General features: G+C 68.2%; 21 protein-coding genes and 1 pseudogene. 9 read left to right on the forward strand and 13 right to left on the reverse strand.

Going from position 1 to position 26415, the window contains the following annotated elements:
* Window positions 1-240: 240 nt before the first annotated feature.
* Together ACN675_RS02375 and ACN675_RS02380 are read left to right on the forward strand one after the other, a co-directional pair.
* Window positions 241-939 carry a hypothetical protein gene (locus ACN675_RS02375; RefSeq protein WP_420749388.1) on the forward strand — a complete coding sequence of 233 codons (699 nt, stop codon included), beginning with the start codon at window positions 241-243 and terminating at the stop codon, window positions 937-939.
* Window positions 900-1295, forward strand: coding sequence for an acyl-CoA dehydrogenase family protein (locus ACN675_RS02380; protein ID WP_420749389.1), 396 nt, complete (start codon window positions 900-902; stop codon window positions 1293-1295). Before ACN675_RS02375 ends, ACN675_RS02380 begins: the two co-directional genes overlap by 40 nt.
* Window positions 1296-1391: 96 nt before the next feature.
* Here ACN675_RS02380 and ACN675_RS02385 read toward each other — a convergent pair whose 3' ends face one another.
* The 8 genes from ACN675_RS02385 to ACN675_RS02420 all read right to left on the reverse strand — a co-directional run bounded on the left by ACN675_RS02385 (window position 1392) and on the right by ACN675_RS02420 (window position 11084).
* Window positions 1392-2546: a thiolase family protein gene (locus ACN675_RS02385; RefSeq protein ID WP_420749412.1), complete on the reverse strand. Its 1155-nt coding sequence runs from the start codon at window positions 2544-2546 to the stop codon at window positions 1392-1394.
* A gap of 30 nt (window positions 2547-2576) precedes the next feature.
* Window positions 2577-4091, reverse strand: coding sequence for a class I adenylate-forming enzyme family protein (locus ACN675_RS02390; RefSeq protein WP_420749390.1), 1515 nt, complete (start codon window positions 4089-4091; stop codon window positions 2577-2579).
* A gap of 314 nt (window positions 4092-4405) precedes the next feature.
* On the reverse strand, window positions 4406-5596 hold the full coding sequence (locus ACN675_RS02395; protein WP_420749391.1) for an acyl-CoA dehydrogenase family protein: 1191 nt from the start codon (window positions 5594-5596) through the stop codon (window positions 4406-4408).
* Window position 5597: 1 nt separating this feature from the next.
* Window positions 5598-6380: an enoyl-CoA hydratase/isomerase family protein gene (locus ACN675_RS02400; protein ID WP_420749392.1), complete on the reverse strand. Its 783-nt coding sequence runs from the start codon at window positions 6378-6380 to the stop codon at window positions 5598-5600.
* A gap of 40 nt (window positions 6381-6420) precedes the next feature.
* On the reverse strand, window positions 6421-7830 hold the full coding sequence (locus ACN675_RS02405; RefSeq protein ID WP_420749393.1) for a phosphotransferase family protein: 1410 nt from the start codon (window positions 7828-7830) through the stop codon (window positions 6421-6423).
* Window positions 7827-9107 (reverse strand): FAS1-like dehydratase domain-containing protein, encoded by a 1281-nt coding sequence (locus ACN675_RS02410; protein WP_420749394.1) that lies wholly within the window; start codon window positions 9105-9107, stop codon window positions 7827-7829. Before ACN675_RS02410 ends, ACN675_RS02405 begins: the two co-directional genes overlap by 4 nt.
* Before the next feature lie 118 nt (window positions 9108-9225).
* Entirely contained in the window at window positions 9226-10734 is a 1509-nt protein-coding gene (locus ACN675_RS02415; RefSeq protein WP_420749395.1) for a class I adenylate-forming enzyme family protein, read from the reverse strand.
* A gap of 41 nt (window positions 10735-10775) precedes the next feature.
* Window positions 10776-11084, reverse strand: coding sequence for a hypothetical protein (locus ACN675_RS02420; protein ID WP_420749396.1), 309 nt, complete (start codon window positions 11082-11084; stop codon window positions 10776-10778).
* Between the two features lie 221 nt (window positions 11085-11305).
* Here ACN675_RS02420 and ACN675_RS02425 point away from each other — a divergent pair, with 221 nt between their 5' ends.
* The 3 genes from ACN675_RS02425 to ACN675_RS02435 are packed head-to-tail and all read left to right on the forward strand — an operon-like array spanning window position 11306 to window position 15266.
* Window positions 11306-12064, forward strand: a complete 759-nt coding sequence (locus ACN675_RS02425; protein WP_420749397.1) for an SDR family NAD(P)-dependent oxidoreductase — start codon at window positions 11306-11308, stop codon at window positions 12062-12064.
* 57 nt (window positions 12065-12121) lie between these two features.
* Entirely contained in the window at window positions 12122-14272 is a 2151-nt protein-coding gene (locus ACN675_RS02430; RefSeq protein WP_420749398.1) for an acyl-CoA dehydrogenase, read from the forward strand.
* A complete protein-coding gene (locus tag ACN675_RS02435; protein WP_420749399.1) occupies window positions 14253-15266 on the forward strand; it encodes an acyl-CoA thioesterase in 1014 nt (337 codons plus the stop codon). Before ACN675_RS02430 ends, ACN675_RS02435 begins: the two co-directional genes overlap by 20 nt.
* Before the next feature lie 103 nt (window positions 15267-15369).
* Here ACN675_RS02435 and ACN675_RS02440 read toward each other — a convergent pair whose 3' ends face one another.
* From ACN675_RS02440 to ACN675_RS02450, 3 genes are read right to left on the reverse strand one after another with little or no spacing between them, the layout of a single operon-like run.
* A complete protein-coding gene (locus ACN675_RS02440) occupies window positions 15370-17664 on the reverse strand; it encodes an acyl-CoA dehydrogenase family protein (RefSeq protein ID WP_420749400.1) in 2295 nt (764 codons plus the stop codon).
* A gap of 43 nt (window positions 17665-17707) precedes the next feature.
* Window positions 17708-18490 (reverse strand): enoyl-CoA hydratase/isomerase family protein, encoded by a 783-nt coding sequence (locus ACN675_RS02445; protein ID WP_420749401.1) that lies wholly within the window; start codon window positions 18488-18490, stop codon window positions 17708-17710.
* 11 nt (window positions 18491-18501) lie between these two features.
* The gene (locus tag ACN675_RS02450; RefSeq protein ID WP_420749402.1) at window positions 18502-19488 is read right to left on the reverse strand and encodes an NAD(P)H-dependent flavin oxidoreductase; all 987 of its coding nucleotides are present in this window, start codon (window positions 19486-19488) and stop codon (window positions 18502-18504) included.
* 296 nt (window positions 19489-19784) lie between these two features.
* Between ACN675_RS02450 and ACN675_RS02455 the strand changes: the two genes are divergently transcribed.
* Both ACN675_RS02455 and ACN675_RS02460 read left to right on the forward strand, forming a co-directional pair.
* Window positions 19785-20582: a FadR/GntR family transcriptional regulator gene (locus tag ACN675_RS02455; RefSeq protein ID WP_420749403.1), complete on the forward strand. Its 798-nt coding sequence runs from the start codon at window positions 19785-19787 to the stop codon at window positions 20580-20582.
* 54 nt (window positions 20583-20636) lie between these two features.
* Window positions 20637-23999 carry a BTAD domain-containing putative transcriptional regulator gene (locus ACN675_RS02460; RefSeq protein ID WP_420749404.1) on the forward strand — a complete coding sequence of 1121 codons (3363 nt, stop codon included), beginning with the start codon at window positions 20637-20639 and terminating at the stop codon, window positions 23997-23999.
* Here ACN675_RS02460 and ACN675_RS02465 read toward each other — a convergent pair.
* Complete coding sequence (locus ACN675_RS02465) at window positions 23917-24609, reverse strand: hypothetical protein (RefSeq protein ID WP_420749405.1); 693 nt, start codon at window positions 24607-24609, stop codon at window positions 23917-23919. The genes ACN675_RS02460 and ACN675_RS02465 overlap by 83 nt on opposite strands.
* Window positions 24610-24726: 117 nt before the next feature.
* Between ACN675_RS02465 and ACN675_RS02470 the strand changes: the two genes are divergently transcribed.
* Together ACN675_RS02470 and ACN675_RS02475 are read left to right on the forward strand one after the other, a co-directional pair.
* The gene (locus tag ACN675_RS02470; RefSeq protein WP_420749406.1) at window positions 24727-25395 is read left to right on the forward strand and encodes a hemerythrin domain-containing protein; all 669 of its coding nucleotides are present in this window, start codon (window positions 24727-24729) and stop codon (window positions 25393-25395) included.
* Window positions 25396-25519: 124 nt separating this feature from the next.
* A complete protein-coding gene (locus ACN675_RS02475) occupies window positions 25520-25810 on the forward strand; it encodes a hypothetical protein (protein WP_420749407.1) in 291 nt (96 codons plus the stop codon).
* Window positions 25811-25834: 24 nt separating this feature from the next.
* On the opposite strand, the pseudogene ACN675_RS02480 reads toward ACN675_RS02475, so the two are convergent.
* Window positions 25835-26415 (reverse strand): annotated as a pseudogene (locus ACN675_RS02480) (hypothetical protein); the annotation flags it as partial.

The raw sequence follows: 26415 nt of genomic DNA on the forward strand, positions 1-26415 counted from the left end.
TCAGCTCCGCTTCCTCCCCCAAGGCTTTCGGGGCGCATGTGTTACCTGTGCACACTCCCGGCCAAACAAGTATTACCTGTATAACTAGGTCGTTGGCAAGGGTCGGAACGGGGTTCGAGGGCGCAATCCGCCGCGCCCGCCGCGGCGAGAGCCCTACCCTCAGGAGACGTGGGTTGGTGCTACCCAAGACATAGATGACGTGGTTGACTAAGTCGTCGAATCTGACTCGGGAGGAGTGTCGTGGACTTTGCGCTGAGTGACGAACAGGAAGCCCTCGCCGGGGCGGAGCGCGCCTGGCTCGCCAAGAACGATCCGATCGCAGCGCGACGGCCGGGGATCGACGACGGCCCGGCCCGTACCACGGCCGCCGGTGTGCGGCACCTCGCCGAGTCCGGACTCATCGGGCTTCTCACCCAGGACGCGGGCGGCACCCAGGTGGACCTCGCCGTACTCGTCGAGGAGCACGGTCGCGCGGCGAGCCCGCTGCCCGTTGCGGAACTCGCGCTCGCGACACGACTGCTCGAACAGCTCGACCATCCGGCCTACGAAGCTGCCGAGTCCGGCGCCGAACTCGTCGTACCTGGGCTCACCTCCCTCGAGAACCCCGCGCTGCACGCGCAGATCGACGGCACACGGCTGCGACTGCGCGGCACGACGGCGCCGGTGACCGGCCTGATCGACGCGCACAGCGTCCTGCTCGTCGCCGCCACCGACAGCGGCGCCGAGGTGGGTGCCGTGGTCCCCGTCGACGCGGTCTCCATCCGCATCCTCGAGTCGCTCGACGTGACCCGGTCGGGGCGGTCGCCGACGTGCACCTCGACCTCGACGAAGGTGCGTGGGCGACATTGCAGCACGGCACCGTCGCCTTCGTACACGACGCACTGTCGACGTTCCGCGCCATGGATGCACTCGGCGCGGCCGCCCGCCTCGTCGAGATGACGGTCGAGTACGCCGGGCAGCGAACCCAATTCGACCGCCCCATCGGGAGTTTCCAGGCGGTCAAGCACCACTGCGCCGACATGGCGCTGTCGGTCGAGGCTTCCCGCGCGGCACTGTGGGCCGCAGCCGTCGCCCTCGACGGAGACGATTCGGCCGCCCGCCTCCGCGCCGTCTCCGCAGCAGCAGCGTTCACCGGGGACGGGGCCGGCACCACCGCACAGACCGCGCTGCAGGTGCACGGCGGTATCGGCTTCACGTGGGAACACGATGTGCACCTGCTGATCCGGCGCATCAAGGTCGACGAACTCCTCGACGGCACGGTCTCGTATCACCGCCGGCGACTCGCCGCCGCGTGATTGCAGCCTGAATCCGCTCGGCAACAACACGATTCATCGAACGCACCGCAGCCCCGGTACTCGTCGACGAGTAACCGGGGCGCGGCTGTCGGGCGGTCAGTTCCCGACGAGTTCGAGGATCGTGGCGTTGGCCTGCCCACCGCCCTCACACATCGTCTGCAGTCCGTAGCGGATCTTGTTGCGGCGCATGTGGTGAACCATGTCGGTGAGGATGCGTCCGCCGGATCCGCCCAGGGGATGTCCGAGGGCGATCGCTCCGCCGTTGGGGTTGAGGCGCTCGGGATCGGCACCGATCTCCTTCAGCCACGCGAGTGGCACGGGGGCGAACGCCTCGTTGACCTCGAACACACCGATGTCGTCGACGGTCAGGCCGGACTTCTCGAGAGCCGCGACCGTCGCCGGGATCGGTGCGGTGAGCATGATGATCGGATCGGCGCCGACGACCGTCGCCGTGTGGATCCTGGCGATCGGGGTCAGGCCGTACTGCGCTGCCGCCTCCTCGCTCATGATGAGCAGGGCGGAAGCACCGTCGGATATCTGAGAAGCGTTGCCGGCGTGGATGACACCGCTCTCCTTGAACACCGGCTTCAGCTTGGCGAGAGACTCGACAGAGGTGCCGCGGCGGATACCTTCGTCCTTCGAGATCACCGTGCCGTCGGGGTTCGTGACGGGCACGATCTGGGCGTCGAACAGGCCGGCGTCCTGCGCGGCCGCCGCGCGTTCGTGGGAGCGGGCGGAGAACTCGTCGACCTCGGTGCGGCTCATGCCCCACTTCTCGGCGATCATCTCGGCACCGATCCCCTGGTTCGGCACGGCACCGTCGTAGCGATCGAGGAACGACCGGCTGAACGGCATGCCGGCGACCTGCACCGACGAACCCATCGGCACCCGCGACATCGACTCGACGCCACCGGCGACGACAACCTCGTAGTGACCGGCCTCGACGCTCGCGACAGCGAAGTTCAGCGCCTGCTGCGACGAACCGCACTGGCGATCGATGGTGACGCCGGGGACCGTTTCGGGCCATCCGGCCGCGAGCAGCGCGGTGCGGGCGATGTCCTGGGACTGCTCGCCCACCTGCTGCACGCATCCCCAGATCACGTCGCCGACCACCACCGGGTCGATCCCCGCGCGCTCGACGAGCGCGTCGAGGACGACCGCGGACAGGTCGACCGGGTGAATGCCGGACAGACCGCCGTTGCGCTTTCCGACCGGCGTGCGCACGGCCTCCACGATTACTGCAGTCATGATGTGTTCCTTCGTTGTCAGCGTTTGCGGGGTTCAGACCCGCGTGGATTCGAGTTCGGCGACCATCTCGAGCAGTCGCCGCCTGTCGACCTTCAGGGACACGCTGCGCGGCAGGGCGTCCACCGTGTGGATGGTGACCGGCACTTCGTAACCGGTCAGCTGAGTGCGGACGAACTCCTTGAGCTCCGCCTCGTCCACCGGCCCGGCTCCCTCGGCCAGTTCGATCACCGCAACCGGCACCTGGCCGAGCCGTTCGTCCGCCCTGCCGAACACGGAGGCGTCGAGCACCGAAGCATGCGCACGCAGTGCGTTGCACACGGTCTCGGGCTGCACCTTGAATCCGCCTCGGACGATGGCGTCGTCGGCGCGACCGTCGATGTAGAGGAAGCCGTCGTCGTCGAGATGGCCGAGGTCGCTGGTGCGCACCCACTCGTTCGTGCCCGTGCCGGTCTGGCTGGAATTGACTTCGAGCCGGCCGCTCGCGCCCGTGGGCAGGACCTCACCGTCGTCGCTGACCGCGCGGATCTTCACTCCGGGGAACGGGCGGCCGACGCTGCCGCGCTTGCGGCTCCACCATTCTCCGATGAGCGGTTTGGTCCACCCGGCGACCGCACCGCCGAATTCGGTGGCGCCGTACATGATCATGACGGGAATGCCGTAGCGCTCGGTGAATTCGTCGGCCAGGTCGGGGCTGATGAAGGTGGTTCCGGCGGTGAGGGCGCGCAGGCTCGCGAGCTTCTCCTTCGGCACGCCGGAGTCGAGGACCGAACGCATGGCTGCCGGCGGCAGGCCCGCGACCGGAAGCCGGTGCTCGTACACGGCTTCGACCCACCCCTCGACGGTGAACCGCGGCAACAGGACGACGGGTCGTGCCTCGGCGAGAGACTGGATGACGCCCCAGAACCCGCCGATGTGCACCATCGGGAGTGCGATGAGACCGACGTGGCCGGAGAACGGTTCGCCCTCGCCGCCGCGCTTACCGGTGTGGCCGTGGACCGCATCGAGAGCGGCTTCGAGCTGGCGCCAGGTCAACGGAACCCGCTTGGGCGGCCCGGTCGTGCCCGAGGTGAACATCTCGACCGCGACGGGGTCGGAAACATCGGTGGGAACTTCGATGGTGACCTCCGGGCCACCCGTGCGCTGGACGACCTCGACACCGTCGACCGCGAATCCGACGATTCCGGCTCCGGCCAGCGGGACCGTGAAATCCTCGATGTCCCAATCATTCTGCGGCGCGAGCACCACCTGCGGGAGCGCAGCCACCGCGTCGGCGGTAACGCGAGCGGTGGGCTGCATCGGGTTGAGGGTGACGATCGTGCGGCCCTTACCGAGGATCGCGATCAGGGATGCGACGGACTCCATTCGGTTTCCGAGCACGACTCCGATGCGGGCACCCTCGCCGCAACCGACGCGCGTCAGCTCGTCGTCGATCTTCTCGGCAAGCGCACGCACTTCTCCCCACGTGTGCCATGTCTTGCCCTCTTGCACCATTTTCGCGTGGTCGGGTGACGACCAGAGCAAGCCCAACGCTTCCCTGATACCCGTCATTGATGCCTCCAGTTCTGCCGCCGGGAAGAATCCGCGTTCTTTCTGGATCGGTACCGGTTCGTGATGCTCCCGCCCTTCGGCGGCGCCGGGCGAAAACGCCTCGAATCCAAAGATAGATCACATAGTTAACTAGGTCAATCGGGTAGTGCGGTGTCCGGCATTGCGGATCACCCTGTCGCCCCGGCCTGTTCCCGTCACGCCGCCGCTCGCCCTGGAACGCGCGCGTCCCCGGAATGCGCTCGTCCCCGGAATGCGCTGGTTCTGGAATGACCGGGTGGGGAGAATCCGTAGACCCTCCGCACCGGCCGCCCACTTCAGCGCGGCATCCCCAACCCACGCTCGGCGATGAGATTGCGCATGATTTCCGAACTTCCCCCCGCGATGGTGAACCCGCGCGCGTACAGGAATTCGTCCTGCCATCGGCCGTGATCGATCGCGTTCTCGTCACCCTCGACGAGAATCCCGGCCTCACCGGCGAGATCGAGAGCGAATCGCGCGATGTCCACGCCGAGTTCGCTGAACATCAGCTTGGCCATCGGGGCGTCGTACGCACGTTCGGTCCCCCGCGACCACCGGCTGATGTTCGCGTACACGAGCGCCGAGAGCGCGGCAACACCCGCCGCCAGCTCGCCGATGCGCTCCTGCACGGCACCGTCCTCGATAGCCGGACGGCCGTTCCGGGTGACGCGCGAGGCCAGCTCCTTCAGCGCCTCGATGTTCTGCTGCAGCCGCACCGCGCTCGTCGCCACGGCGCTACGTTCGTGCGCGAGACTCGAATTCGCGATCAACCAGCCCTGCGTGACCCCACCGATCAGCGCGTCGGGCCCGAGTTCGACGTTGTCGAGGAAGACCTCGTTGAAATCGGAGGTGCCGGTCATCTCCCGCAACGGCCGCACGTCGACACCCGGCAGCCGCATGTCGACGATGAACGCGCCGATGCCCTTGTGCTTCGGCGCGTCCGGGTCGGTCCGCGCAAGCAGGTAGCCGTAGTCGGCCCAGTGCCCGTTCGTGGTCCACACCTTCTGGCCGCTGACCCGGAATCCACCGCCCTCGACCGGGACCGCCTTGGTGCGCAGCGACGCGAGGTCGCTGCCCGAACTCGGCTCGCTGAACAGCTGACAGAAGACGAGTTCGCCCGAGCGGATTCCCGGCAGGTACTTCTGCCGCTGCTCCTCGGTGCCGAAATCGATCAGCGCGTGCGCCACCAGATGTGCGGCGCCCTGGACAGCGGCCGGCGCCCGCCCGCGCGCGAGCTCCTCCCCGACGACGACGTCCTTCTCCGGCGAATGCGCAGCGCCCTTGCCGCCGTACTCCTCCGGCCAGTCGGCGCCGATGTACCCGGCCGCGAACAACTTCGCGGTCCACTCCTTGAGCAGAGCGAGTTCCCCGGCGTCCTCGGCGCTGCGTACACCCGCCTTGACCGGGACCGCGGGCTTGTTGGCCGCGACGAACTCGCTGACCTCGGCACGGAACTTCTCGAGTTCCGGAGTCATCCCGTACTCCATGTCAGCGCACCTCGTACTTGCGGGTCGGTACCTCCGAGCGGGCAACCTGCGCCATGCCGATCGGGTTGCCCAGGTCCGTGTAATACATGCCGGTCGCGAGCGCCGCGGCACGCCCGGTGTTCTTCGACTCCCAAATCGCCCGGATACTGCCCTGGACCGCGGCCGGTGGCTTCGCCGCGATGCGCTCCGCGAGGTCGTGCGCCCGGTCCCACAGGGCGTCGCGGCCCACGATTTCGGTGATGAATCCGATCTCCAGCGCACGCTTCGCCGACATGCGCTCGTCGAGCCCGAGCAGGACCATGCGCAGCACTTCCCCGATCGGGATGCGATGAGCCAGACCGATCGGCTCGAGCGCGGCGACCATGCCGTACGAGACATGCGGATCGAAGAACTGGGCGTCCTCGCTCGCGATGATGATGTCGGCTTCGTTGAGCCAGTACAGCGCACCACCCGCGGCCATCCCGTGCACCGCGCAGATCAGGGGCTTCCAGCACCCGTTGTGCTTGGGTGAGAGATCGGCGCCGGGATCGCGGCGCATGAAAACGTTGTCGGAGAGGAACGTTCCCTCCTTGACGTCGACACCCGTCGAGAACGCGCGTTCGCCGTTGGCCCGGAGAACCATGACGTGCACGTCGCCCTCCTCGCGCGCATAGGCCCACAACGCAGCGAACTCGGCCCGCATCACATCGGTGAACGAGTTGAGCTCGTCGGGCCGGTTGAGCGTGATCGTCAGAACATGGTCCTTCAGCTCTGCGATTACCGTGGTCAAGCCGCTCAGATCCACAGTTCCTCCTGGAGAACACGGGCACGCGCCCTGACGAATATCACCGGTCGTCCGTCGCGCCGGTCTCGACTACTCGCGGCAGCGGATCGAAACGCCGGTCCGCGAGCACACCCATCGCGGGTCGCAGCGCCTGCGTCTCCCCCGCCACCTGGCGCAGGAGCATGTGCACCGCGGTCCCGGCCGGCACCGTTCCCGCGAGGCACCGCGCCACCAGTTCTGCGGTGCCCGCGGCGACGGACGACGGCCGGTGATCGAGCACCGCTTCGAGATCGTCCAGGTTCCGCTGTTCGACGGCGCCTGCCACCGAGGATGCCTCGCGCAGGTACTTCAGAATTCGGGCCAGGCCCTTGCTGCGCTGGATCACGAACGGATCCTCGCTCCGCGGAACGATGATCTGCCGGATCTGTTCGAGCGCGGCGTCGTAGAGCCAGTCCCGCTCGCCCGGCGTCGCCGGCACCGGGTCGACCTCGGGGATCTCCACCCCGACGACGTCGGCCAGGGCTTCGAGGAGCAGTCTCCGGTGCAGCAGTCCGTACACGAGACCGTTGCCGACCTCGCCCAGCAGATCGGGTTCGACGCGGTTGCGGTGCCCGAGGATCACGATGCGGAGTTCGGCGAGGACCCGGTAGTAACGAATCCGGCCGACGTCCAGGTCCGTTCCGGATGCGCGCGCGTACTCCGCGAACCGCTCCATGAGGTCGGTGAACGGTTCCTGCACCGCGCGCACCGAAACCCAGGCCAGATCGTCGTGCGGGTCGCCGAGATGCCCCAGTTCGAGATCGAGGACCGCGGTCACCTTGCCGTCCTCGTAGAGGAAGTTGCCCGGGCCGGTGTCGCCCTGCACGATCACCACCGGCCCGCCCACGTCGGGCACGTTGCGGCGGACCCAGTCGAGGCCGAGATCGATCAACGGGTCACGGGTCCCGGCGTCGCGATAGATCTTCTCCCAGGTGTCGATCTCCCGGTGTACGAGCACGCACAGATCGGCGTCGGGGTCCTGGTCGGGCAACCCCAGCCGGTGCGGATCCACCCGGTGCATCTCGGCGAGGATGCGCATGAAATCCGATGCGACGGAGACCCGTTCGTCCTCGTCGCGCAAGCGGGAGAACCATGCCCGGCCCGGCACGAGTTCGGACAGGATCGCCTGTTCGGTCGGATGCACCCCGACGACCTCGGGGACCGGCACGGCAGTGCCGCTCAACGCTCGGAAGAACGCGGCCTCGCGGTGCAGCGTGAAATCGTCACCCTTCTCTTCGGGGTCGAGGCGGTCGTAGCGCAGGAACAGCGGCCGGATGGTACCGTCCGCGTCCCGCACCTCCACCACCCAGGCTTCCCGCCGGCCCCCTCCCGGGCGCCGATCGGTCGAGATCACGGTGCCGTTCGCCGTCTCGCCGATCCAGTTCACGAGATCGGGGGACAGTTCGTTCGCTTCGCGCTCGTTCGTGGTCATGCCCGTGCGGCCCGCCGCTTCTGTGCGCGCAGTTCACCGCTGCGTGCGAGCATCTCGGCGGCGACACGCTCCAGCTCGACCGGCGCGGTCGGCAGGACCGCCAGGCCGGTTTCACGGCTGGGCAGCGAGATCGTCGCGGTGGCCGGGCACGTGACCTCACCGCGCTGGCTCGTGCCGCGCAGTTCGACGTCGACGAGGTGCCGGTCGCCCTCGACGCGTTTGCCCACGACCTCCCCCGTGAAGGTGTGGGTGTCACCCATGTAGTTGAACTTGCGCATCTGGCTGGACATGGTCTCGATCCAGCCCTCGTCGCCGATCCAATTCGTGAGGAAGTGGCTGAGCCAGCAGTCACGCATCATGCCGTAGTCGTATGCCGCGGGCAGACCGATCGAGCGGGCGTATTCGCTGTCCCAGTGGATGCGTTGCGCCACATCCGGAATGCCCTGCTCGTTCGGAATGTAGAACGCGCCGATGCGCTGGCGGTTCTTGTATGCCAGCCGGCTCGCCGTCGGCGTGTACGGCGCGAAACCGTAACCACCCGAATGGAATACGACCATATCTGTGGTGGTCAGCGGTCCCTTCGCCATGGTGCCGAGACTCTCCCCCACCTCGACGTCCTCGAAGTAGCGGGTCTCGGCACCGCGGCGCACCTCGGCGGCGTAGATCTCGTCGAGCTTCGCGATGTCCTCGGGCGTGTAGGACGCGGGCTCGATGGCGTCGTACTTCTTGCGCTTCTTAGACTCGTGCCGCTCGGTGTGGATGCTGATCACGCGCTGCGTCTGCACCACCTCGGCACGCTGGTTGAACTGCACGTTGATGGTCGTGATGATGAGCGAACGACCGGCGAACTCGGACTCCTTCAGCTCGACGTTCTCGAAACCCCGGAACGAGTACAGCGCGTCGCCGTCGTAGATCGGCCGGTACCAGTCGGTGGTGGTTCCGGAGACGAACACGTGGATCCCGCGGAACGACGGGCGGCGCTGTTCCTTCGGCACCGGATCCGCGAGCAGTTCCTTGGTGAGCGCGATGTTGATCATCGGCGGCGCGATCTGCCCACCCCAGCGGGTGTAGGAGCCGTACTCCTCGTCGACGAACAGCGGATTGTCGTCGCCGTAACTGCGGGCGAAGTTGCGCATGATGTCCGGGTTCGCACGGGTGTACTGCTCCCGCTGCGTCACCGCGTGGTAGACGCCGACCAGGTCACGCGCGCGCTGGATGTCCTCCTCGCGGAACGTGTAGATCTCGGGCTTGGCATCCGTCGTCTGCGTCGAACTCATGGAGTACCTCCGGGGGTCGATGGGAGCGCCGTGACCGAGCTCGGCGCGTCGCCGGTAAGTCGTACTTGGTGACAGATGTAAAGAAACTCCTCGGGATGTCCGGTCGGACGTCGCGAACTCACACCTTCGCGGACCGGTCCTGTCCGACGAGACGTTCCACCACGTGCCTGCGCACGAGCTTCCCGGTCTCGGTCCGCGGCAGCTCATCCCAGTACACGACGCGGTCGGGTGTCTTGCTGCTGCGCAACGAATCCCGCACGAACGCACGCAACTCGTCCGTCTCGACCGCCGCTCCGGCCCGGAGAACCACCGCCGCTTCGATGCGCTGCCCCCACTCGTCGTCGGGCACGCCGACGACGGCAACGTCGAGAACATCCGGATGCCGCAGGATCACGTCCTCGATCTCGGCGGGCGCGATGTTCTCGGCTCCGCGAATGATGGTGTCGTCCACACGACCCCCGACGAAGAGGAAACCGTCCTCGTCGACGTAGCCCTGGTCGCGGGTGTCGAAGAAGCCACGCTCGTCGACCATCCGGCCGACGCCCGCGTATTCGGCGGACACCTGGTCGCCGCGGACGCAGATTCGTCCCGTCACACCCGGTTCGAGCACGCGGTCGTCGAAGTCGCGGATCTCGAGGTCGATGCCGGGTACGACCTGCCCTACCGACCCGAGCCGCGCCCGGACCGCCTCGTCGTCGCCCGCGAGCGCCGACCGGTGGTCGTCCGGCCCGAGAACCGCGATGGTGGAGCTTGTTTCGGTGAGACCGTAGGCGTTGACGAACCCCGTCTCGGGCCACATCCGCAAGGCCCGCTCGATGACCTTCGCGGGCATGGGGGCACCCCCGTATGCCAGGCTGCGCAGGCTCGGCACGCTCTTGTCCGCGTCGGATTCGACGATGCGTGCGAGCATCGTGGGCACGACGAGCGCGTTGGTGATCTCCTCGCGGCGAACCGTGTCGAGCCACTGCTCCGGGGTGAACTGCTCGAGCACCATGGTGCGCCTCCCCGCATAGAGATTCGTGATGACGTTCGCGACCGCCGCGATGTGGTACGGCGGGACGCTGACGAGTGCGGCATCGGTCTCTTCGGCGGAGGCGAACTCGACCGACCCGAAGACGTACGACGTGAGGTTCTCGTGCCGGAGCAGCACCCCCTTCGGCGCCGACGTGGTGCCGGAGGTGTAGATCACGACGGCCGGCGCATCGGTGTCGACTGCATCGTCGTCGCAGTCCGTGTTCGTCGACGCCGCGAGTGTCCGTATCCATTCCTCGGGTGAGACGACCGCCAGTCCCGCACGCTCGAGAGTCTCCGCCTGGGACGGATCGGCGATACCGAGTGCCCGCGAATGGTTTGCGAGCAGTGCGTCGAGCTGCTCGCGGCCGAGCCGGTAGTTGACCGGGACGAGCGGGACACCCGCGCGCGCTGCCGAGAACATGGCCACGGGGAACGCCGGTCCGTTGACCGCGAGATACACGACGGAGTCGGCTCCTGCCTCACGGATCGCGGCGGCACCGGCGACCGAGAGTTCGCGCAGTCGCGCCGCCGAGATGCCCCGGTCCCGGCTTCCGACCACGATGCGGTCCCCGAAGCCGTCGACCGCCATGTCCAGCAACATCGCGATGCTCATTCGTCACTCCACTCGAGAAATCAATTGGCCGCCAAAGGATGTCAGTCCGAGGACGGCAGTGGCTTGGCCGTTTTCAGCGGCAGGGGGCGGCCGTCGAGTTCGAGCCGGCCGGTGCCCGGCTTGGTGCACAGGATCTCGAGTCCGGTGTCGTCGTCGGCGTACCGCTTCCCCAGCTGGGCGCCGCCGACGTATGCGGGATCGATCGACGATCCGTCCCCTTCGCCCTTCTTGCCGACGACCATGGGCACCCCACCACAGGTCAACGAGACATCCGCCCCGGGTGCGCGGACCACGACCACGGTCGTGGTGTCGACGGAACTGGCCAACGACTGACCGGCCTCGAGAATCACGATTCCTCCCGCAAGTTCTGCCGTCGGGCTACAGTTCCGGCCCCGACGATGCCGCGTGTGACCCACCGCTACGGACATTGCCAGAGTAGCGTCCGTCACATAGTTTAGATAGTAGTATAAGTCATCGAACTTGCGGCGAAGTCGGCACGCGAAGAGTTCCCGCGCGCCGGCCCCGCCCACGAGACGACCCGAACCGGACGTACCGAACAGCAGGAGGGTGCATGAACATCAGCGGAAAGAAGACCGTCGTCGTCGGCGGCGCGTCCGGAATGGGCAAGGCCACCGCGGAGGCGTTCGCCGCTCGGGGCGCCCAGGTCGCGATCCTCGATCGCGAGGGCAGCAACGGCAAGGACGTCGCCACCGCGATCGGCGGCACCTTCTACCCGGCCGACGTCACCGACTTCACCGGCATCGAGGAAACGCTCGCAGCGGCGGTCACCGACCTCGGCGGACTCCACGTCATCGTCACCACCGCAGGCGGCGGCACAGCGAAGAAGACCCTCGGACGCAGCGGCCCGCACGATCTCGAGACCTTCCGTCAGGTGGTCGACCTCAACCTGATCGCCACGTTCAACATCAACCGCCTCGCCGCCGCCCACATGGCGAACAACGAACCCGAGGACGACGAGCGCGGCGTCATCGTCAACACCGCCTCGATCGCCGCCTTCGAAGGCCAGATCGGCCAGGTCGCCTACACCGCCGCAAAGGCGGGCATCGCCGGGATGGCACTGACGATGGCCCGCGATCTCGGGTCCTACGGGATCCGCGTGCTCGCGATCGCGCCGAGCCTGTTCGCCACCGGCATCACCGCCGGGATCCCGGACGACCGCGTCGAACCGCTGGTGAAGGACGCTGCTTTCCCCAAGCGCATGGGCCGGCCCGAGGAATACGCGAAACTCGCTCTCGCGATCGTCGACAACGCCATGCTGAACGGGCAGTGCCTGCGTCTCGATGCCGGGCAGCGGTTCGCTCCGCGCTGATCGGCGCCGGCACCGAAGACAACTCGCCCCGGACAACTTCACGCAGGAAGAGCTCCCATGCCACTCGCGATCACCGACGACCACCGCGCCATCGCCGAGGCGGTCCGGTCGTTCCTCACGAGCCACGACGCCGCGGCACTCGCGCGACGTGTACTCGACGACCCGAACGCCGATACGACTTCTCTCTGGAAGCAGTTCGCCGACCTCGGTTGGCTCGGTCTGCACCTGCCGTCCCGGCTCGGTGGTGAAGACGCCGGTCTGCCCGAGGTGGCAATCGTCGCCGAGGAGCTGGGCCGGCTGCTCGTTCCCGTCCCGTTCCTGGCATCCGTCGCGACCTCCGCGGCGATCGCCACCGAAGGGGACGACGAACAGCAGTCCCGCCGGCTGCCCGGACTTGCGGACGGCTCCACCGTCGTGGGGCTCGGCATCTCCGGCTCGCTCACCGCTTCCGGGACGGCAATTTCCGGCGATGCCGGACTTGTCGTGAGCGCGATAGGCGCAGGCCTGCTCGCCCTGACCGTCGGCGACGATCTCGTGCTCGTCTCCCCCGACGACGCGGCGGTCACGGTCGTCCCGGCTCGCGACTTCGAGCCGACGCTGCGTCTGGCGCACGTGCTGCTCGACAACGCACCGACGCTGACCGTCGTGAGCGGCGGCGCGAACAGTGCCCGCCACATCGCCAGGGTCCTCGCCGCGGCGGAGGCTGCGGGCGGTGCTCGTGCGACGCTCGAGGCAGCACTCGGCTACGCGAAGGTGCGCGAGCAGTTCGGGCGGCCCATCGGCTCGTTCCAGGCGATCAAGCACCACCTCGCCAACATGCTCGCGGCCTCCGAACTCGCGGTCGCGGTCGCGTGGGACGCCGCGCGTGCCGGAATCGAGGGCGAGCAGGCAGGCCTCGCGCTCGATGCGGCTCGCGCCCTGGCGTTCGACTCGTATATTGCCAACGCGGAGAAGAGCATTCAGATTCACGGCGGCATCGGGTTCACCTGGGAGCACGACTGCCATCTGTTCCTCCGCCGCGCCCAGGCGCTGCGCGCACTGTTCGGTGAGCCCGTGGCCGCGCTCGACTCGATCGTGGCATCGGGTACCGCCGGGGTACGACGCCACTACGCGGTGGACCTGCCTGCCGAGGCCGAGAACTTCCGCACCCAGGCGCGCGAGTTCGTCGAGCGGTTCCGGGCAGCGCCGGAGGAGGACCGTCGCACACTGCTCGTGGATTCCGGCTATCTCATGCCGCATTGGTCGGAGCCGTTCGGCCGTGCCGCATCGCCCGTCGAGCAGCTCGTCATCGAGGAAGAATTCGCCGATCTCCACGTTCCGAGCCTCGGTATCGGGGCGTGGATCCTGCTCACGCTCACCCAGCACGGCAACGCCGAGCAGATCGAGCGGTGGATCCGTCCGGGTCTGATGGGTGAGCTCGTGTGGTGTCAGCTGTTCTCCGAGCCCGGCGCGGGTTCCGACGCCGCGGCGGTCTCCACCCGCGGCGTCAAGGTCGAGGGCGGCTGGCGGATCACCGGACAGAAGGTGTGGACGTCCAACGCGCAGAACTGCAACCGTGGCCTGGCGACGATCCGCACCGATCGCGACGTCCCGAAGCACAAGGGCATCACGGCGATGGTCGTCGACCTGCACGCGCCCGGCGTGACTGTGCGACCCCTGCGCGAGATCACCGGTGCCGCCGTATTCAACGAGGTGTTCTTCGACGACGTGTTCGTTCCCGACGAGGACGTGGTGGGGGCGGTCGACAACGGCTGGACGGTCGCGCGCGCAACGCTCGGCAACGAGCGCGTGTCCATCGGCGGCGGCGGGACCGGCGGCGAGGAATTCTCCGCCTACAGACTGCTCGACGTCGCCGCGAAGTACGCGCCCGGTGATGTCGCGGCGACTCGCGCCGTCGCCGCGCTCGTGGCGCGTGAGCAGGCGATGAAGGTGCTCAACGTCCGGAACGTCGTACGCGCCGTCGCCGGGGCGGATCGCGGCCCGGAGGGCAGCGTCACGAAGATGCTCGTGGCGGAGCACGCGCAGCACATCGGCGAACTGGCACTGCGCCTCGCCGGTCCCGCCGTGGTGGCCGGGGACGAGCCCATGCTCGCGTACAGCTACCTGATGTCCCGGGCCATGACGATCGCGGGCGGCACATCCGAGGTCAACCGCAATGTGATCGCGGAGCGAGTGCTGGGTCTGCCCCGTGAGCACATCGCGAATTAGCAAGAAGGACACGGACGCCGGGCGACGGACGGACACCGAACATCCGTCCGGCGCCCGGCAGTCGCCGATCGACGGTCACGGAACGACGCGATCGGCGCACCGGACCGCAATCACCGCCGAGATGCTGGCGGCACTCGCTCGGCCTCCGGTCGGGCGCATTCTGTCTCTGCAGGACAGGGGTGGGGACGTGTTCCGCGGAGAGGCCCACGCGCACGTCCCGCGAATCTACGGTGGACAGGCCCTCGGCCAGTCGCTCGCGGCTGCTGGTCGCACCGTCGACCCCGGCCGGCATGTCCACTCGCTCCACGGGCACTTCGTCCACCCCGGCCGTTCGGATGCCCCCGTGGACTATTACGTCGAAAGACTCAGAGACGGTGGCAGTTTCAGTACGCGCCACGTCCGGGCCGTGCAGAACGACCGCACGATCTTCCTCGCGACCGCGTCGTTCCAGCGCCCGGAGGACGGCCTCGAACATCAGACACCGGTGAGCGCGCCGGCCGCGCCACCGGACATGCTCCCCCGATTCGAGGAGAGTCTGAGCCCCGAGGAATTGCGCGGAGCCGCATGGCTCGTCCCGCTCCTCACCGGTACCGGTGTGGACTTCCGCTTCCCCGAGGAGTATCCACGGCTCGCGAACCAACGAGGTGAGGCCCGCCCACCACGTCAGCGCGCCTGGATCCGTACCGCGGAGCGACTCGGCGACGATCGCTTCGTCCACGCCGCGGGTTTCGCATACTGCTCCGATCTGTTCCTGCTCTCGGCGGCGCTTCCACCGCATGCCCGGCACGTCGAAACTCCCGGTCTTCAGCTCGCGAGCCTCGATCACACGGTCTGGTGGCACGCACCCTTCCACGCCGACGAATGGCACCTCTACGAGCAGCACGGGTACCGGATGAGTGGAGGTCGCGGGATTTCCCGCGGCTACCTGTTCGATCAGGACGGCACGCTCGTCGCGAGCACGACGCAGGAAGGGCTGCTGCGTTTCCGGGAGTGACTGTGTTTCCGGATCGCCGGGGCACCGACCAGAACAGATGCGACGAGGCCGGTATCCCACGAGATACCGGCCTCGTCGTGCACCACTGTGCGCGGTCTGCTCGTCACGAGAGCCGGGCGAAGATCTCGTCCACGGCGCGGTCGCGCAGTACTTCGGGTCGCCCGATCCACGCCTCGTTCGCCGTCGCACGTCGCAGTAGAAGGTGGGCGGGATGTTCCCAGGTGAAGCCGATTCCGCCGTGGATCTGGATGCAGTCTTCCGCCGCCGTCACCGCCGTACCGATCGCTGCTGCCGCGGCGAGGTGCGCGGTGATCGCGGCATCGGGATGGTTCCCACCGCAGTCCGCGGCCGAAAGTACCTGCCCGCGTGCCCCTTCCGCACCGACCAGCAGGCACGCGCATCGGTGCGAGACGGCCTGGTACGAGCCGATCGGCTGACCGAACTGCTCGCGTTGCCCGGCCCAGTCCACCGCCATCGCAAGTGCCCGGTTGGCGATACCGACCGAATCCGCCGCAACGAGCAGCTGCGCGACGCGACGGGCGCGGACCAGCGCGGCGTCGACCGCCTGCCCGACGGCGAGCACCGTGGCCGGCGCCCCGTCCACATCGACGATGCCGACGGTCGCGGTCAGGTCCACCGAGTTCTGCACCGTGACGGTGACATCGGCGGGCTGCACCGCGACGAGCACGCGGTCGCCGCTGGCGGCGTCGGTCGCGAGAACCACGAGCACACCGGCGACGGGTGCACCCGCGACGCGTTCGACCCTGCCGGTCAACCGGCCGTCGTCGAGCACGGGCAGACCCGACTCGACAACCCAGCCCTGATCGTCGACGGGGACGACGAAGGCGGCGGTTGCGCCGGACACCACGGTGCGGGCCGGCTCGTCGGCGCCCGCTGCGGCGAGCACCTCGAGGGCGATGGCGGTCGGCACGAGCGGCACCGGAGCCAGGTGGTACGCGGCCTCTTCGACGGCCGCGCACAGCAGCCGTAACGGTTGGCCGCCACCGCCGAGGGATTCCGGAGCGGCCAGTCCCGGCAGACCGAACTTCACGAGTTCGTCCCACAGACCGATGTCGTAGTCGCCGGGTGTGGACTCACGCGCGAGCAACTTCCCGGTGTCCACATACGACGAGACCAGGTCGCCGAGTACCTCACGCAGCGCCGCCTCGTCCTCCTCGGGAGCCGTGAGCGGCCGTCCCGGTGCGACCACCGGATCACGGCGGCCCTCGCCGCGATGCGACGGCAGACCCAGCACGTTCTCCGCGATGGTGTTGCGCTGGATCTCCGCGGTGCCCGCACCGATCGTCGCGGCGCGGGACATGAAATATCCGTAGGTCCAGCGGCCGTGTTCGACGACGCCCTCGGACCGGGTGTTCAGCACCGCCCCCGATCCGGTCAGGCGCAGTGCGAGCCGGTGCATGTGCTGCTCGAATTCCGACTTCACCAGGCGATTGATCGACGCCACCCCACCCGGATCCTCGTTTCGCAGAACGGCATCCAACGCTCGTGCACTGTTCGTGGCGATCTCGCGGACGCCGGTCTCCACCTTCGCGAGTTCCTGCCGGATCAGGGGGTCGTCGGCGTAGCCCTGCGCGGCGGCGAGCGCGAACACCTTGTCGACCGTACTGCGGTAACGGAATTCGTCGGCGAGGAAGGCCGTGGCCCGCTCGTGCCCGAGCGAGGTCCGCATGATCGACCAACCCTCGCCCTCCTCGCCGATCCGGTTGGCGACGGGTACCTCGACGTCGTCGAAGAAGACCTCCGCGAAGTGGTGGCCACCTGCCGCATCGCGCAGTGGACGCACCTCGATACCGGGAGCGTTCATCGGGATCAGCAGGTAGGTGATGCCCGCCGTGCCCCGCCCCGGTGTGCCGGTGCGGACGAGCGCGAAGATCCAGTCGGCCTTGTCGGCCATGGTGGTCCAGATCTTCTGTCCGTTGACTCGATAGATTTCACCCTCACGGACGGCGCGGGTGGACAGCGAGGCGAGGTCGCTGCCGGCGCCCGGTTCCGAGAAGCCCTGGCACCAGAACTCGTCGGCCCGCAACAGCGGCTCGAGGAACCGCTTCTTCTGCTCCTGCGAGCCGTGCACGATGATCGTCGGCGCGACGATGAACGACAGTGGGCACGGGTGCTTCGGCGCACCGGCCCGGGTCGTCATCCGGTAGTAGTCGAGTTGCTCCTCCAGCGAGAGTTCCATGCCGCCCGCTTCGCGGGGCCATCCCGGCGCCGCGAGACCCGCGTCGACGAGTTCGGACTGCCAGGCCCGGGCAGCCTCGAAACGCTCGCGGGAGGTGGCCGGACGTGGACGCTTCCGATAGTCGGCGAGCAGTGTGGTCAGCCGGTCGCGCCAGTCGCCGGTCGATGCTTCGAGTACCGCCGCGGTCTTCTGTTCCACCCCTCCACCTCTCGTGATGCGAGCGCTCGGATTGTTGTGCGTTTCAGGATTTCTCGGATCGCCGCTTGCCGTACCGCGCGCCGATGTCGGCTCCGTCGGGGCGGTACGTGGCAGCGGCCTCGGCCTCCAGGCCGAGGGCGTGCGCGAGCGAGGTGCCCGCGCCTTCCTTGAGCAGGCGCAGCATCCGCTGCACCGCCCCGGGATGCCCGTCGGCGATCTTGTCGGCGATCTCGAGTGTGCGGTCCAGCAACTTGTCGTGTTCGACGACCTCGTTGGCGAGACCGATCCGTGCCGCCGTGTGTCCGTCGATGGGTTCGCCGCTGAGAATGAACTGGATCGCGGCGGGCAGCCCGATCATGCGCGGCAACATGGCGCTGCCGCCCCATCCGTTGAGAAGTCCGATCTGGGCGTGGGTGTCGGCAAATTCGGCGCGGTCCGACGCGATGATGAACGAGCAGTTCACCGCCAGTTCGTAGCCGCCGGTGTAGCATGGCCCGTTCACGGCGGCGATCACCGGTTTCGAGATCCCCCGCAGCACCTGGGTGGGCGTGGGGCCCTCGCTCCCGAGCGGCGGACCGGACAGCGCTTCGGGCAGGTCCACCCCGGACGAGAACGCGGTGCCCGCGCCGGTGATCACCACGACGCGCACGTCGTCGTCGCCGTCGGAACGCCACAGTTCCTTCTTCAGTGCCTTGCGCATCGCCCGATCGATGGCGTTGCGCCGGTCGGGACGGTTGAGGGTGAGGATCACGACCGCGCCGTCCCGGGTGACGAGCAGCGGGGATTCTTCGGACGTCACGGTGTCGCGTGCGTCGGTCCGGGTCATGGTGTGCCCCTTCAGGAGACGGAGACGGAGTCGGTGATGTTGCGCGTCAGGGCGAGGAGGATCTCCTCGGCCTCCGCCGCGATCCGGCCCACGAGCTCGCCCGCCGGCGGAATGTCGCGGATCAGGCCCTGCGCGATTCCGACGGTCCAGATGCCGGCCTCGGGATCACCGTCCTCGTAGACCTTGCGGCCGCGGGTGCCGGCGACGAGATCCTTGACGTCCTTGAATCGTCCACCCTTGTTCAGGATGTCGACGACCTCTTCGCTCACCGAGTTCCTCGCTGCGCGCATGGTGTTGCGAAGCTGACGGAAGATCAGCTGGGTGTCGAGTTCGCCGGCGCCGACTATCTGCTGCTTGATGTTCTCGTGGATCGGGCTCTCCTCGGTACACATGAACCGGGTACCCATGTTGATGCCGCCGGCACCGAGAGCGAGTGCGGCCGCGAGGCCCCGCCCGTCCGCGAAACCACCGGAGGCGATGAACGGGATGTCGAGGGCATCGGCGGACGCCGGGATCAGCACCAGCCCGGGGACGTCGTCCTCGCCGGGGTGGCCGGCGGCCTCGAAGCCGTCGATGCTCACCGCGTCGGCGCCGATACGCTGTGCTTTGAGGGCGTGACGGACGCTGGTGCACTTGTGGATGACCTTGATGTCGTGCTGTTTGAAGTGCTCGACGTGCACCGTCGGGTCGGAGCCTGCCGTCTCGACGATCTTCACGCCGGAATCGATGATCGCCTGCCGGTATTCGGCGTACGGGGGCGGGTTGATCGACAGGGTGAGGGTGAGATTGACGCCGAACGGCTTGTCGGTCAGCGCGCGGCACCGCGCGATCTCCTCGACCAGGTCCTCCGGGGTCGGCTGCGTGAGAGCCGTGATGATGCCGAGGCCGCCTCCGTTGGAGACCGCGGCGGCAAGCTCCGCCCGGCCGACCCACATCATGCCGCCCTGCACGATCGGATGCTCGATTCCGAATTCTTCGGTGAACCGCGTCCTCAACATTGCCGCTCCTCGGAGTTCGCCGGGACTCCGGCGCCAGATCTCACGGTGACACAACGCATAAATACATAGATAACATAGTTGACTATGTATAGTGGCGCAAGGAATCCTGCCGCCGCCTCGCGGGTGCCACCGCGCCCGTCACGGCCGACCGGAACGGCGCCGACCCGCCGGGCCTCACCCGCGGAAGAAGCGAGCTCCGGCCCGGGACACGCCTCCGGCGGGCGGAATCCGCCGAGCAGCGCCTCGGGTACTTTTACTAAGTACGCGAAGTTGTATCCGATGAGGAAGGTGTCCCCGTGACCGACGAAGCATGGGCTCCGATCTTCGATGCCCCCGGCACGATGGGACGAGCGATCCGAACCCCCAAGACAGCCGAACTCGTCGCACGCAAGCTGCGCCGCATGATCGTCGACGGTGAACTCAAGGACGGCGACCATCTGCCCCACGAAGCCGAACTGATGGAGCACTTCTCCGTCAGCCGGCCCACGCTCCGCGAGGCGGTCCGCGTGCTTGAAGCGGAGCGTCTCGTCGAGGTCCGCCGCGGTTCCCGCTCCGGCGCCCGCGTGTGTGTACCGGGTCCCGAGGTGGTTGCGCGACCGGCGTCGCTGCTGCTGGAACTTGCGGGTGCCACCGTCGCCGACGTCTACATCGCCCGCCAGGCCGTCGAACCGGCCGCCGCGCGACTGCTGGCGGAGAACGGCCCGGAAGAAGCCTTCGACGAACTCGAACGCATTGTGGACGAGGCCATTCCGTCGTCGTACGAATCCGGCACCTTCGGACAGGCCGCGGCGAGGTTCCATCTCCGGATGGTCCAGCTGGCAGGCAACTCCACCCTCGCCCTGATCGCGGGAATGCTGCACGAGATCTACGAGCGGCACACCACGAACGTCACCCGCGAGCGACTCGAAACCGATGCGGAGAAGTACGAGGAGAACTACAAGCTGTTCGTCCGTTCGCAGCGCAAGCTGATCAAGCTGCTGCGCGCGCGGGACGGCGCCGGTGCCTTCGCTCACTGGCAGAAGCATATGGTGGTGGCCCAGTCCCTGGTGCTCGCCGGCCAGGAGGACACGAAGGTCCTCGACATCCTGGACTGAATCCGGACCAGAGGGCTCGCGGCCGGCCTGCGCCGCCGTTAATCTGGGCCGATCATGACAGCGAAGACACCGTCGGCCGTGCCCGTTCGCATCAGCGTGCTGGGCTCGACCGAGGTCACGGTCGGGGACCGCATCGTGTCCCTCGGGGGTCCGGGGGCGCGTGCGGTGCTCGCCCGGCTCCTCGTCGCCGCGGGTCACGTCGTCTCGACCGATCTTCTGATCGAGGACCTGTGGTCCGGCGGGCCGCCACCGAAAGCGCTGGCCGCACTCCAGGTGCACGTGTCGAACCTGCGGCGCCTGCTCGAACCCGCCCGCGCACCGAGGACACCGGCGACCGTCATCGTCAGCGCCCCACCCGGCTACGCGCTGCGGCTGCCCACCGAAGCGGTCGACGCGTGGTATTTCGACCGGCTCGTCACCGAGGGACTCACCGCCGCCGACCGCGCGTCGCGGATCGAAATCCTGTCGCAGGCGCTGGACCGGTGGAAGGGAATCCCCTACCACGAACACCTCGACGCCGACTGGGCGAGGATCGAGAGCGCGCGTCTGACGCAGATGTACGCCACCGCGCTCGAAGCGCGCGCCCACGCCTATCTCGAGGAGGGCCGCGTCGAACTCGCAGCCGATCAGCTCGACCATCACGTGGCCGAGCATCCCGGGCGCGAGTTCGCGGTCCGACTCCTGGCGTCGGCGCAGTACCGCTGCGGCCGCCAAGCCGACGCGCTGGCCACACTGCGACGCACCCGCGAATACCTGCTCGACGAGCTGGCAGTCGATCCCTCCCCCGAACTGCAGCAACTCGAACGCGACATCCTGCAGCAGCGGCCGTCGCTGTCACCCGAGCGAGCGGACATCCCGCTGCACGTCGAGTCTACTGTCCCCCAACAACACCCGGATTCCGGTGACATCGTCGGCAGGGACGGTGAACTCGCACAACTGCTCGATGCGGCTCATCGATCGGAGACGAGCGGTCTGCACCTGGTGTGGATCGCAGGCGACGCCGGCGAGGGAAAGAGCGCGCTCGGCCGTGCCTTCCTGCACCGGACCACGGCCGAGGGCCGGCATGGCGCGTGGGGTGGATGCCCCGAGGTCGACGGCGCACCGCCCGCCTGGCCGTGGACCGAGATCCTGCGCGGACTCGGTGAGCAGGAGCCGCCCACATCACCGTTCGAGTTGAGCCGCGCACTCGAGCAACTGCTGTCCCGGCCCGGGCAGAGAACCGTCCTCGTGCTCGACGACGTCCACCGGGCCGACGAACCGACCCTGCAGGTGCTCCGGCACGTCGCCGCCTCGGCCCGGAAGTCGGCAACCCTCGTCGTGGCCACATTCCGTCCCAGCGAGATCACCGACGATCTGCGCGCGACATGGGCTGCGACCGCCGGGATTCCGGGAGCCCGGATCACCCTGCGCGGAGTGGGCCGGGAGGAAGCTCGGACGATCGCTCGCCGGGCGGGATCGGCCGACCTCGACGAGGACGTGCTGATCGAGCTCGTCGACCGCACCGGCGGCAATCCGCTCTTCCTCGAGGAGTACTGCCGCCTGATCGCCTCGGAAGGCGTCGGCACACTCGGCGCACCCGGGACGCCGCCGGGCGTCGGCGCACCCAAGACGCCGCCGGGCGTCGGCGCACCCAAGACGCCGCCGGGCGTCGATGCCGTACGTGGGACCGTTCCCGACGGAGTGCGAAACATTCTCGCGCGCCGCATCTCTCGACTCCCCGAGCGAACGGTCGTCGCGCTGCGACGCGGTGCCGTGCTCGGTCGCGACTTCGACCTGTCCGTTCTCGGCGCCGTCGGCGACATGGACGACGAGAGCGTCATCGACGCACTCGAACCGGCGGTGGTCACCGGAATTCTCGTCGAACCCGCCCCCGATCGTCTCCGGTTCAGCCACGATCTCGTGCGCGAGACCCTGTACGGCACCCTGCCCGCCATGCGGCGCAGGCGGATTCACGCCGCAGCACTCGACATCCTCGCGCGGCGAGATCACTCCGATCCGACGGTCCTCGCACATCATGCGATCGCGTCGGCCACGCCCGCCACCGCGGAGCAGTGCGCGGAGTACGTGGTCGCAGGTGCCCGGGCCGCCGAGCGGCAGTCCTCGTTCAAGGATGCGTTCGCGTTGTGGGCCGCGGCCCGGTCGTTGTCGGAGACGGCGATCGAACCGAACAGCCGTCTCCTGCTGGAGATCCTGATCGGCCAGGTGGGATCGCAGGCCCGCACGGGCGACATCGGCGGGGCACGCGACACCCGGATCCGTGCGATGCGGGCGGCCCGCGGCCTCGGCAACCGCGATGCTCTCGTGCGCGCGCTCGTGTCGTGGACTGCGCCGGTGGTCTGGACGATCCGGGTCGATCCCGAACCCGACACCGAGGTCCTCGACGAGATCGACACCGCCCTCGCCGATCCCGCACTCACGGCGGCGACCCGCGCCCTGCTTCTGGTGGCGAAGGTGTTCGAACTCGAAGGCCTGGACGACGAAGGATGCCTCGCGGCGGCCGTGGAAGCCCGCGCCCTGGCGGAGGAATCCGGCGACCCGACGACGATCATGAGGGCGCTCAACGCCGTCGGTTACGTCGCGTTCGGTCCCGATCTCGTCGACCAGCGACTCGCGAACTCCCGGCAACTGCTCGACGTCGCGCAGACGGTGGGCGACGAGGGGTTCGTCTCGGTCGCCCATTTCCAGCGGTTCCTCGCCGCCACGGCCGTCACCGACTTCGACCAGGCTTACGAGAGCGCTTCCCTCGCAACCACATACGCGGCAGGCCATCAGCTGGTCCAGATGCTCGGGGTGCTCGCCGTGTTCGATGCGATGGTGGAGTTGATGTCCGGTCGCGTCGAGTCCGGACTGCGACGATACGACGAGATCTCGGCGATGATGCACGCCCAGGGCATGGTGGTGGCGCAGTGGATCGGCACCGTCGGCCGCATCGGCGTCGCCGTGGCACGCGACGATCTGTCGCCGCTGGTCGAGGAGCTCGAACAGATCGAGGCGGTGCGTCCCCATTCGGTCCGGTTCCCGTTGATCACGGCGCTTCTGGACCGAGGAGACACCGACCGCGCCCGGCAGCTGTGGGAGGGAAGCAGACCGTATCCGCGCGACTACTACTGGCTGGCGATGACCACGTTCCGTGCCCGGGTGACCGCTCGCCTCGCCGACGTGGCGACCGCACGCGAACTGCACGCCCAACTCCTCCCGTTCTCGGGTCGCATCGCCGGCCTCGACTCCGGATCGTTCTACGCGGGCCCCGTCGATGTGGCGCTGGCCGAGACCGCCGAGGTCATCGGAGATGCCGATGCGGCGACCCGGTGGCGGGCCGCCGCATCGGAACTGGTCACACAGCTAGCGGAGCGCCTGCGCGATGTGAGGTCGCCGGCGCCGCCTCCGCCGGCGGACGTCCGTTCGCCCGCAGAATGAGAACCCCGATCGCGGCGAACGCCAGCCCACGTGGCAACTCGACCACCAGTCCGCTCACGCCGGGCAGTTCGGGCAGCGGCAGGAGCAGAACCAGGCCGCCGGCGGTCATGATCGCGCCGATCCAGCGGGGAACGGCGCCCGTGCGGAGCAGGCACACACCGAACACGACCATGCTGAGCATGAACGTCGAGCCGCTCGCGATCTGCAGGACGGTGAATGCCGTCGAGGGGAACAGGGAACCGTCCGCGGGGACGAGGTGGGCGGTCGCCGGGTTCGCCGCGAGCTCGTAGGAGGCGAACGCCTCGATCGTCAGGTGCGTGAGCGACACGAGCATCGACGAGCCGTAGAGCAGGACGAAGCCGATCAGCCCCGCGAGTCCGGCCTTCGCGGAGAACCACGCGTAGACACCCGGCAGGGCGATCAGCTGGACGATCGTCCCGGCCAGCAACAGCATCTGCGCCCACGGGCTGAACCCGGAGGTCAGCGACTCGACGGAATGGGCGTTGCCGTCGACGACCGGATGCAGCAGGCCACCGGTCAGGTTGAGCGCGAACGCGGCGATGACGCCGGCGGCGCTGAGGCGGAACAGAAGTGAAGGTGTGATGGTCATGGCCCGAGTGTGTGGACAGGCACTTGGTCGCCACTTTCCGTGCCCGTACCGGTCGGTGGTCGTGCCGACCAAGCGATCACCAAGTCGCAGCCAAGCACCGGCGGGCACGCTACCGACATGACATCTCCGACCAAGGCTCCGCGCCTCACCACGAATGAAGAACTGCTCGGTATGCGTCTCGCGCACCGCGTGATCGTCCACGACGTCGCCCGGCTCTCCCGTCTCGCCGACGAGATCGTCGCGGACCCGTCGCGTTTCGATCACGCCCGGTGTGCCGCGATCTCCGGCTACATCTCCCTCTTCGCCGCGAGTCTCCACCATCACCACAACGTCGAGGACCTCTCCTTGTGGCCCCTGATCACGGAGTCGGCGGGCCCGCACGTCGATTTCACCGAGCTGACGGACGACCACGACGAGCTCGACCCGCTCCTCGACGATCTCGTCCGCTCGGCGGCAGCCCTGCCGCAGACGACCGCGATCGTCGAATTCGCGCAGGCCGTCGGCCGGCTCCGGACGATGCTCGACGAACACATCGCCGACGAGGAACGCACCGTGTTCCCGCTGATCACCGGCTATGTCTCCGCCGAGGCATGGCAGGCCTTCGAGAAGGAGGCGCAACGCGGCGCTCGCGCGGATTTCGATCTCACGCGGGTCTTTGCGGTCATGACCCCCGAAGAAGCCGAGAAGGCCCGCAAGGAACTGCCGTTCTTCCTGCGCGCGCTGGTCTCCGTACTCGCGCGCAAGCAGCGTCGCCGCGAACGAGCGGTGTTCGGAGCCGCCGTGTGACACACCGATCGATCTCCCGTGCGGACTCTCCGGGACTCGGGCATGATGTCGCCGTGCGTGTTCCCGGTCGATACCCACCCGCGCGGCGCGAGGCCGCTCGGGTGTTCGACACGGGAGGACACACATGGAATACAACGCATTGATCGAACTCGATGTGCTCGTCGATCTTCTGAGCGACGACGACTTCGAAGACTTCCTCGAGCCGATCGTTCCGCATCACGGCTGTGTGGGCCGCAGCGACAACGCTCTGGTCCACCTCACCGTCACGATCGACGCGGTGGATGCGATCCACGCGACGCAGTTCGTGCACGCTCTGATGCGCGCCTCGTACGCGGACTACCGCGTCAACTACGTGGATGTGCTGCCCACCAGCGCCTTCGACGCGATCTTCGGATTCGGCGACTACTTCCGCTGACAGCCTCTCGGTGCCGCACCCGGCCTACAGTCCGGCGAGCGATCTCCGGAGCAGATCCACGTACCGGTCGAGTGCGGCGTCGTCGAGGACGTCGGGGCTCGTCGAGACCGAGACCGCGACGGTGTCGCCTATGCCGTGCACGCCGTGGGTCAGTGCCATCACCGGGGACAGGCTCGGGTATCCGGTGGTGAACCGCACCGCGGCGCCGCCGAGCACGAGATCGGCGGCGCCGCGGTTCACGCTCGACACCACGGTGTTCCCGGTGACCGTCGGCGGAACGACGGACAGGTCGGTGCGGTCGGTGCCGAAGCGCAGCAGCGGGGCGGGCACGTGATCCTCGGTCCGGGACCGCACGGCCATCGCCGGGTGCGCGGCGCGACGGCGCCGCAGGTTCAGTTCGGAGGCGATTGCCGCGGCCCGTTCGCCGCTGTCGCGGATGTCCGGGCGAAGGGCGACCCCGACGCTGCGGTACGCGTTCCGCTCGCTGCCCCTCGTCGGCACTGCCACCGGGACCTCCGCTCCGAGGGCGTCCACGTTCAGGAACGCGGCCAGCGCCGGGCCGATCGCGGTCAGCGCCGCGACCGTGACGGTGCCGGCGCGCCGCA

This window comes from Rhodococcus sp. O3, from assembly GCF_048897285.1.
In the GTDB taxonomy this organism is placed as follows: Bacteria; Actinomycetota; Actinomycetes; order Mycobacteriales; family Mycobacteriaceae; genus Rhodococcus.